The sequence below is a fragment of the Corallococcus sp. CA053C genome, from assembly GCF_003611675.1.
In the GTDB taxonomy this organism is placed as follows: domain Bacteria; phylum Myxococcota; class Myxococcia; order Myxococcales; family Myxococcaceae; genus Corallococcus.
Genome location: NZ_RAWA01000386.1, coordinates 1 through 9,429 on the forward strand (window position 1 = coordinate 1; position 9,429 = coordinate 9,429).

General features: G+C 72.8%; 5 protein-coding genes. 2 read left to right on the forward strand and 3 right to left on the reverse strand.

Features of this window, described 5'->3' with window-relative positions:
* Together hutF and D7V97_RS34520 are read right to left on the reverse strand one after the other, a co-directional pair.
* On the reverse strand, positions 1 to 1,289 hold a 1,289-nt coding region (gene hutF / locus D7V97_RS34515), incomplete at its 3' end, for a formimidoylglutamate deiminase (RefSeq protein WP_120614876.1).
* A 53-nt stretch (positions 1,290 to 1,342) separates the two neighbouring features.
* On the reverse strand, positions 1,343 to 1,828 hold the full coding sequence (locus D7V97_RS34520; protein ID WP_120614877.1) for a ferritin-like domain-containing protein: 486 nt from the start codon (positions 1,826 to 1,828) through the stop codon (positions 1,343 to 1,345).
* A 221-nt stretch (positions 1,829 to 2,049) separates the two neighbouring features.
* Between D7V97_RS34520 and ligD the strand changes: the two genes are divergently transcribed.
* On the forward strand, positions 2,050 to 4,668 hold the full coding sequence (gene ligD / locus D7V97_RS34525; RefSeq protein WP_120614878.1) for a DNA ligase D: 2,619 nt from the start codon (positions 2,050 to 2,052) through the stop codon (positions 4,666 to 4,668).
* A gap of 88 nt (positions 4,669 to 4,756) precedes the next feature.
* Positions 4,757 to 5,704, forward strand: coding sequence for a DMT family transporter (locus tag D7V97_RS34530; protein ID WP_120614879.1), 948 nt, complete (start codon positions 4,757 to 4,759; stop codon positions 5,702 to 5,704).
* A gap of 13 nt (positions 5,705 to 5,717) precedes the next feature.
* On the opposite strand, the gene D7V97_RS34535 is transcribed toward D7V97_RS34530, so the two are convergent.
* Entirely contained in the window at positions 5,718 to 9,413 is a 3,696-nt protein-coding gene (locus D7V97_RS34535; RefSeq protein ID WP_120614880.1) for a VCBS repeat-containing protein, read from the reverse strand.
* Positions 9,414 to 9,429 lie beyond the last annotated feature (16 nt).

Below are 9,429 nucleotides of genomic sequence, written 5' to 3' on the forward strand. Positions count from 1 at the left end.
ACCGCGACCTCCCGCACCGCCCCCGCCGTCGCGCCGAAGACGATGGACGGCAGCAGCGACGCGGGCCCCGCGCCCACCAGCGACGGATGCGTCAGGTCCACCGTGAAGAAGTCCGCGGGCGCGCCCGGCGACAGCGCCCCCGTGTCCAGGCCCAGGCTGCGCGCGCCCTGCACCGTGGCCATGTCCAGCAGCCGCGCCGCCAGCCCGTCCAGCGTGCCCGTTCCCGGATCCAGCACCGCGCGGCGCAGCCGCACCAGCCGCAGGTGCTGCTCCAGCTGCCGCGCTTCATCCAGCAGGTCCACCACCGTCTGGCTGTCGGAGCCGAGGCTCACGCGCGCCCCGGCCCCCACCAGCGCGTCCGCCGGGACGATGCCGTCCCCCAGGTTGCGCTCCGTGGACGGGCACGCGCACACCGTGGCCCGCGCCCGGCCCAGCAGCGCCACCTCTTCGTCCGTCAGGTGCACGCCGTGCACCGCCGTGAAGCGCGGCCCCAGCAGCCCCACGTCCGACACCAGCTCCACGGGACGGCGGCCGTGCTCCGCCAGACACGCTTCAATCTCCCGGGGCTGCTCCGCCACGTGCATGTGGATGGGCATGCCCGCCGGCGCGGCGCGGGCCACCTGCGCCAGCCAGTCCCGTGACACCGCGCGCACGCTGTGCGGCGCCAGCCCCACGTTCACCCGCGCGTCGCCGCGCACGGCCTGGGCCAACGCCTGCGTGGTGGACAGGAACGTGTCCACGTCCGCGTCGATGAAGCGGCGCTGGCGCGGGTTCGCCGCCACGTTGAAGCCCGCGCGCGCGTAGCCCACCCGCAGCAGGCAGATGCGCAGCCCCACGTCGGTGGCCGCGCGGATGACCTCATGCGCCAGCGCGTTGCGGTCCGCGTACGGCGTCCCGTCCGCCTGGTGGTGCAGGTAGTGGAACTCGCCCACCGCGGTGATGCCGGAGAGCACCATCTCCACGAACACCTGCCGGGAGGCGACGTAGACCTCCTCGGGCGTCAGGGCCTCCGCGGCGCGGTACATCGCCTCGCGCCAGGACCAGAAGTCGTCCTGTCCCCGTCCCGAGGCCACGTATTCGGTGCGCCCCCGGATGAGGCGCTGGAACGCGTGCGAGTGGCCGTTGACGAGCCCCGGCAGCAGCGCGCGCCCCGCGAGCCGCTCCACGCGCGCGCCCTCGGGCACCTTGTCGAGCACGCGGCCGTCCGCGCCCACCGCGAGCGCTCGGCCCGGGTGGAAGCGTCCGTCCACGAAGAGGAAGTCGGGTTGATAGACCGTGATGTCGCTCACGCGCGGCAGCGTATGCCAGCCTCCGGGGGAGCGCAGCAGCGGAAGGCGCGCGGTCAGGCGCCCACTTCGGCCCCTTCCAGGAAGGGCGCGCGCGCCTCCGCCCAGGGACGGGTGCGCACGGCGTCGCGGATCCACGTGCCGTGGCGCCGCTCGTCCTCCCGATGCTGGCGGATGAGGACCTTCACCTCCGGGGTCCACTCGAACTGGAGCGCCAGCTCATAGGCCCGGTCGAAGAGCTCCTCGTTGCCGAGCATCGCCCACAGCATGGCCTCCGTCCCCATCAGGCCCGTCATCGCCGTCAGGCCCTTCATCGCGGAGCCCTTGAGGTCCGAGCGCAGCGCCACCGGCTCGCCCCCGAGGTCGCGGATGAGCGTGTTCAGGTCCTGCACGTGGCGCAGGTGATCCGCGCGGAAGCTGTTGAGCCGCTCGCGCACCAGCGGCGGCCCGATGCGCGAGATGGCCACGTCATAGGCCCCCACGGCATCCGCATCGAGATGGGCCAGGCTGGTCAGGCGGGCCACTTCGGTCTTGTCGGCCATCGGCGCCTCCTCCAATGCGAGTGCAAGAGCCCGAACAATGTGGAGACCCTTCCCCACATCACCAACCACCTTCCTGGAAACCCGTCGCTCCATCGCCCCCAGGGCAGGCGGACAGCCCCAATGACTTGCAGACGGCAGCCTGGAAGGAGGTTGCCCGCCCGCCTGCCCACCAGCCGGTGTGAGGAATTGCGTCCGCTCGCTCCGGTGCAGAGCGTTGGGGAGTGAAGACCTCTGATGCCAATGCGCGCTTGCGCCGCTACCGGACGAAGCGTGACTTCCACCTGACGCCCGAGCCGCCCCCCGACGCGGCGGCCCCCTCCACGGACGCGCCCGTCTTCGTCATCCACAAGCATGACGCCACCCGGTTGCACTACGACCTGCGGCTGGAGATTGGCGGCGTGCTGGTGAGCTGGGCCATCCCCAAGGGTCCCAGCTTCGACCCCTCGCAGAAGCGGCTCGCGGTCCAGACCGAGGACCACCCGCGCTCCTACGCGGACTTCGAGGGACACATCCCGGATGACCAGTACGGCGGAGGGGATTCGCTGCTGTGGGAGTCCGGCACCTTCGAGACGGTGCCGCCGGACCAGGCCGACGCCCAGCTCACGCGCGGACACCTGGAGGTGGTGCTGCACGGCGCGAAGCTCCAGGGCCGCTGGCACCTCATCCGCACCCGTCCGCGCGGGGGCAAGGCGCAGTGGCTCTTCTTCAAGGCGAAGGATGACTTCGCGCGGCCGGACTACGACGTCACCGTGGAGCGCCCCGAGTCCGTGAAGAGCGGCCAGGTGGCGACGCAGGGCCCGCGCAAGCCCGGGGTGCTCCGCCAGAAGCCCGTCGTGGTGAAGGCCGCCGCGAAGAAGCCTCGCAAGGCGCCCGCGAATCCGCGGCAACTGTTGGAGCGGGTGTGGCCGCCCATGCTGGCGCGGCTGGCGGTGTCCGACGAGGTGCACGACGACACGCACGCCTACGAGGTGAAGTACGACGGCTTCCGCGCGGTGTTCGCCCTCACGCACGACAAGGTCGCCTTCCAGAGCCGGCGGGGCAACGACCTGTCCGGCCGCTTCGCAAGGCTCACCGCCGCCCTGCGCGAGCTGCCCGCGTCCGACGTGGTGGTGGACGGGGAGATCGTGGCGCTCGACACGAAGGGGCGCTCGCGCTTCCAGCTGCTCCAGAACACGGAGGAGGGCGCGGAGCAGCGCTTCATCGTGTTCGACGTGCTGTGGCTGAACGGCGAGGACCTGCGGGCCCTGCCCTACGAGGAGCGCCGCGCGCGGCTGGAGAAGCTGATGGCCTCCGTGAAGCTGCCCCTCCAATTGTCGGAGCGGCTGGAGCTGCCGCTGTCGCGCGCGCTGTCGGAGGCGCGGCGCCGGGGCTGGGAGGGCATCATCGCCAAGCGCCGGGGCTCGCCCTACACGGGCACGCGCTCCGGGGACTGGCTGAAGCTGAAGGTGGTCGCGGGCCAGGAGGTCGTCATCCTGGGCTACCTGCCCATCAAGAACGCGCGGGCGAAGTCGGAGATTGGCGCGCTGCGCGTGGGAGTGCGGGGCAAGGAGGGCTTTCACGACGTGGGCAAGGTGGGCACTGGCTACAGCACCAAGGACCGCCGCGAGCTGCGCTGGCTGCTGGACGCCACGCGCGTGAAGAAGCCGACCGCCGTGGATGCCCCCGCGCACTCGGACACCGTCTGGGTGAAGCCGAAGTACGTGGCCCAGGTGCATTTCACGGAGTGGACGAAGGGCGGCCGCCTGCGCCACCCCGTGTTCCAGGGCCTGCGCAGCGACAAGGTCCCCGAGGACGTCGTGCGTGAGTCCCCCGCGCCCACCGAGGGCGCACGCGCCCGGAAGGGCTCGCGGCGCGCGCCGGACCAGGCCTCTGCTCGCACCGTGAAACACGCGGCCGCGCGACAGGCCCAGAAGAAGATGGCGACGAAGGCGGCAGCAAAAGCTCCCGCGAAGACCCCGATGAAGGTCTCGAAGCTGTCCAAGTCGCGCGACACGGAAGTGGCCCTCACGCACGGCGACCGCGTGCTGTTCCCCAAGAGCGGCCTCACGAAGGAGGACGTGTTCGGGTACTACCGCGAGGTGGCGCCGCTCCTCGTGCCCGTGCTCACGGACCGACCCCTGGCGCACCAGCAGTGGCCCGCGGGCATCGCGGCCCCGGGCTTCTTCCGGCACGAGATGTCCGGCATTCCCGCGTGGATGCCCACGATGACCGTGCGCCACGAGGACAAGACGCTGCGTCACGTGAACGTGAAGGACGCGTCCGCGCTGCTGTGGCTCGCGAACCAGTCCGCGTTCACCCTGCATATGTGGCTCAGCCATGCGCCCCGCCTGGCGCAGCCGGACTTCGTGGTGTTCGACCTGGACCCCGGCACCGGCGGCTGGAAGGACGTCGTGAAGGTGGCCAGACGCCTGCACGCCCGCCTGGACGAGCTGGGCCTCAAGTCCTTCCCGAAGACGTCCGGCAAGCGCGGCCTGCACGTGCTGGTGCCGCTGGCCCCGGGCCACACCTACGCGCAAACGCAGGCGTTCGCGGACGCGCGCGCCGCCGAGCTGGAGGAGGCCCTGGGCGACATCGCCACCACGGAGCGCTCCATCGACCAGCGCGGCGGGCGGCTCTACCTGGACGTGGGGCAGAACGCGCGCGGCAAGACGGTGGTGGCGCCCTACTCCCTGCGTGCCGTGGAGGGCGCGCCGTTCTCCGCGCCGCTCGACTGGAGCGAAGTCACCGGCCGGTTGGATCCGCACCGCTTCCGCCTGGAGACGCGGAAGAAGCGCCTGGACGCGGTGGGTGACCTGTTCGCGCCCGTGCTGCGCACGAAGCAGACGCTGCCGGAGGAGTGAGCCAGCGGGTGGGGGAGCGGGCTGACGCGCCGCGCCCTCAACGGAGGTTCGCCAAAGCGGCGCGGCGCGTGCTACTGCCCGCGCCGCCATGTCGTCCGTCATCACAGTGAGCACCCCCGCGAAGTCCGCGCCGCGGTGGAAGATCGCCCTCGCCTACGCCACCTGCTTCCTCACCTGGGGGTCCACCTGGGCCGTCGTGAAGGTGGGGCTCCAGGACCTGCCGCCCCTGCGCTTCGTGGGCACGCGCATGCTCATCGCCGGGGTGGCGCTGCTGCCCTTCGCCCGCTCGCGCGGCGCGGCGCTGGGCGGCGGCACCGGGTGGCGCATCGCGGGGCTGGGCGTACTCCAGCTCGCGGTGCCCTTCGCGCTGCTCTTCGTGGCGCAGCAATGGATCCCCTCCAGCTGGTCCGCGCTCCTCTTCTCCACCTTCCCCGTGTGGCTCTTGCTGGTGGGCCGCGTGCTGCTGCCGGATCAGCCACTCACCGGGACCAAGCTCTTCGCCGCGTTCCTGGGACTGGCGGGCGTGGTGGCGCTCCAGCACCAGGAGCTCGTGTCGCTGAGCCTGTCCCGGCAGGTGGTGCTGGGGTGCGTGATGACGCTGGGCGCGGCCTCGGTGGTGGCGGTGGCCAACGTGCTGGTGCGCCAGCACATGACGCACGTGCCGCCGCACCTGCTCACGCTGGTGCAGACGCTGAGCAGCGCGGTGCTGCTCCTCAGTGCCTCCACGCTCCTGGAGGCAGACCAGCCGGTGCACTGGACACCGAGGGCCGTGGGCTCGCTCCTGTACCTGGCGCTGGGCGGCACGGTGATCACCTACCAGTGCCTGTACTGGCTCCTGCCGCGCATCTCGCTCGCGGCCCTGGGCGCCATGGCGCTGCTGGACACGCTGGTGGCGGTGACGCTGGGCGTGGCGCTGCTGGGCGAGCCGCTCACGCCGTCGCTCCTGGCGGGCGGCGTGCTCATCCTCACCGCGGCGGCCATCGCCAACCGCGAGCCCCCGGAGGCGAAGCCGCCTCCGGAAGCCCCGCCGGTGTGACGGCCGCCCTGCCTCAGAAGTCGAGGGGCAGGGAGAACGCGGTGCCGTTCTGCGTGCCGGTGCGGTAGCTCTTCGGCGCGCCGATGATCAGGTGCGGCGGCGTGGCGCCAGCGCCTGGGACGACCGCGAGCGACTGGCCGAGCGAGCCGCGCTCGTTGCCATCCCCCACCACCGTCATGAAGGGCGACAGCGCCCCCTGCGACTTCGGGCCGCCAGCGAAGAGGAACGCCGCGCCGCCGCCGTCCGAGTTCACCGACGCGCCCGGCGCGCCCACCCACAGGTCCGGCACGCCGTCGCCGGTCAGGTCCTGGCCGCCCCAGAGCGACGTGCCGAAGCCCACCGCGCGGGCGCGGTACGTCACCGTCAGCGGCGTCAGCGTGCCGCCCAGCGCGGGCGCCAGCACCTCACCGGACGCGGGCCGGAGCGCGTTGATCTTCGCCACGTCGTAGAGCAGCACCGCTGGCTGCGTCACGCCCTCCACCGGGAAGGTGTTGGCCGTCACCGCGATGAAGTCCCGCGTGTCGCCCAGGAAGCGGCCCGCGCGCGTGGTGGCCACGCCCAGGTTGTACAGGTTGAGCTGCACATCGACGTCGGCCGCGATGCGCACCATGGACGCCGTCGTCCGCCCACCGCACCGCGCGCCGCCCGTGTCGTAGCCGTACAGCACCACGATGCCGGAGCGCGTGCCGTCCGAGTAGCGCCACGCCACCTCGTCGCATTTGTCCCCATTCAGGTCGCCCAGCGCCGCGGGGGCGGTGGTCTGCTGCGCGGAGCCAGGCCAGGAGTAGAGGGGGTCACAGGAGAGGGTCAGCTTCGCGAGCGTCGGATCCTCCGGCGCCTGGCCCGGGAACAGGTCGAAGCCCCGGTCGCGCAGCACCGCCAGGTCCTGCTTGCCGTCGCCGTTGAAGTCGAAGCCGCCCACCACGCCCCGGCCAATCGCGCTGCGCTTGCACCGGGCGGCCGCCGGGTCGTCGCAGCCTTCAATCACCGACGGCGCGAACACGCGGTAGGCCTGCTTGAAGCTGCCGTCCACCTGGCCCAGCGATACCAGCAGGCCACCCTGCGACTGTGAGTTCGCACCCATGCACGCGTTCTGCACGTAGACGTCCCGCTCCGCGGCCGCGGACGTCGTGCCGGGGATGACGAGCCCCGTGGAGCCCGCCACCATGTCCGGCCGCCCGTCGCCGTTGAAGTCCGTGAACGCCACGTCCACGCCCACGTTGCGGCCCACCACCCACGGCGCGCTCGCGCCCTCCCCGGCCACCTTGGCCTGGGCGGGCTGCGCCGCGTCGAAGGTGTACGCGCGGCCCACGTTGAGGTCGTTGCCGTCGTTGTTGGGGCCTGGGCCGGAGAAGCCCTGCGCGCCCACCAGCGCCACCGTGCGGCCCTCCAGCCGCGCCACCGCCACGGACTCACCGAAGCGCTCCACGCTGGGCTTCGTCGTCACCTCCACGCCGCTGCGCCCCCACTCGGCCAGCGTGCCGCCCGCCTTCTGGAAGAGGTCCACGCGGCCCGTGAAGGCGCCCTGCGGGGACGAGGCCCGTCCGGAGAAGCCCGCCAGCACCGGGCCCGCGGGCAGCGTCCACGCCGCGAGCCCCGCGCCCAGCATCTCCGACTTCGCCGCGCCGCCCAGCGCGACCGACGGCTTGTTGAGCACGCTGCCCTTCGCGAGCGTCGCCAGCGGGAACACCAGCACCTTGCCCGCGCTGCCCAGCTGCGAAGAGCCCGAGCCCACCGTCGCGTAGGGCGCGCCCAAGAGCAGCTCCGGCCCCGGCGTGCCATCCACGTCCATCACCGCCCAGCTGCGGGCCGCGGAGATGCCGCGCGCGTCGCCGTAGAGGCGCGCGAAGGCGTTCGCCAGCGGCACCTTCACGGGCTTCTCCGCCGGGTCACCCGTGGGGGTGTTCCCGCGCAGCTCGAACAGGAGGGCGCCGCCCGCGTCTTGCTGGAACGCGACCCCGCCCACCTTGCTCAGGTCCGGCGAGTCGACCCGGTCCGCCATCACCACCAGCAGCGGAGGCCGGGAGCCCTCGCCCGGGAGGGTGCCCAGCCGCCACGTGCCCTCGCCGTTCACGTCGCCCGGGGTGGACGGCAGCACATAGAGGTCCGCGGTGGGGCGGAAGCGCGGCGCCGCGTCGCGCGCGAAGTACACCGCCACGCCCATCTGCTGCGTTTCGATGCTGCCGTCGGCCCGGTAGCGGGACAGCCGGATGAGCGACGCCAGGTCCGCGCGGCCGTCGTCGTTGAGGTCCGCCACCACGAGGGCCCGGCCCAACTCCGTGTTGCTGCGCAGCACCAACGTGCCGTCCGGATTGACGTCCTGTCCGCCCAGCCGCACCACCGGCAGGTCCGGGACGGGCTGGCCCTTGGTGAGGATGAAGAGGTCCACCACGCCGCGCCGGCTGATGCCGCCGATGGAGGACAGGTCCCCTCCGGGCGAGCCCACGAACAGGTCCAGGTCCCCGTCCCCATCCGCGTCCGCGATGGCCATGCCGGCGCCGAACCCGCCCCGGCCCAGGCCGGTGAGCGCCGGCCGCAGCAGCGCGGGCGGCTGCCCCGCCTTGAACGTGTAGAGGTACACGGCGCCCGAGTCGCCGATGGTCACGTCCGCGCCCGGCGACGACACCGCCAGGTCCGCGCGCCCGTCGCCGTCCAGGTCGCCCGCGGCCAGCATGTCGCCGAAGAGCGCGCCTTCGCTTTCGCCCGCCAGCACCCACGTGGGCTTCGTGGGCAGCCCGGACGCGCTGCCCTTGTAGACGAACACCGCGCCGCCGGTGGGCCGCGCCAGTTCGCTCTCGCGCTGTCCCACCGCGAGGTCCTGGATGCCGTCCCCGTCGAAGTCCGCGGTGACCATCATGGCCACGTCGGACAGCTTGCCGTGGGCCAGCAGGGGCCGCGACAGCTCGTCCAGCACGCGCACCGACACCGGGGCCACGTCGCCGGTGAAGGCGTCCTTCGCCTCCAGGGAGATGAGCCCGGACACGCCCGGCGGCACCACGATGCGCCCGCCCGTCACCGTGCCGGGGCCGGACTTCTTCGTCCACACCACGCGGTCCGTGCCGCCCGCCGTGCCCAGCGGCGCGGACGTGCCCGACGGCACGCCCAGGTACCGCGGGTCGCCCACCAGCTTCGCGGCCGTGCTCACCGTGTACTGGAGCACTGCTGTATCGCCGGACTTCGCGTCGCGCACGGTGAGGACGTCCAGCGCTTCCTTCGGGCCCGCCGTGTAGACGCCCCCCGCCGTGAGCGTGCCGCCGGAGCCGTTGGTGGTGAGCGTGTAGGAGGGCGTGCCCACCAGCCCCTCGATGAGGATTTGAAACGTCGTGCCCGGCCGCAGCATCGCCTTGGCGGGATAGGCACCGAAGCCCGCGATCACCTTCACGCGCGTGGTCGCGGAGCCGCCGCACTGCTCGTCCACCACCACCAGCGTGTCGTCGGCCGGCGTCTCGCCGCCGACGAAGCGGTCGCCGCTCACCTTACCGGAGGAGCCACCCGCCTCCGCCCGGAAGCTGTAGTGACCGCTGCCGCCGGTGGCCGCCAGCGTGGCCACGCCACCCGAGCGCACCGTCGTCGGCTCCACCGTCACGGACAGGGGCGCGAGGCCCTCACAGGGGCCCACGTAGGGGAGCACCACGGCGGGCTCCTGCCCGCCCCCACAGGCCAGGGTCAGGAGCGCGAGCAGGGGGGTCGCGCGGGTGAAACGCTTCATGGAGAGGGCCTCGGGG

What these genes read in the sequence shown, in the direction of transcription:
- D7V97_RS34530 (WP_120614879.1), top strand. Translation starts at nt 4,757, where the DNA reads ATGTCGTCCGTCATCACAGTGAGCACCCCCGCGAAGTCCGCGCCGCGG.
- D7V97_RS34520 (WP_120614877.1), bottom strand. Translation starts at nt 1,828, where the DNA reads ATGGCCGACAAGACCGAAGTGGCCCGCCTGACCAGCCTGGCCCATCTC.
- D7V97_RS34535 (WP_120614880.1), bottom strand. Translation starts at nt 9,413, where the DNA reads ATGAAGCGTTTCACCCGCGCGACCCCCCTGCTCGCGCTCCTGACCCTG.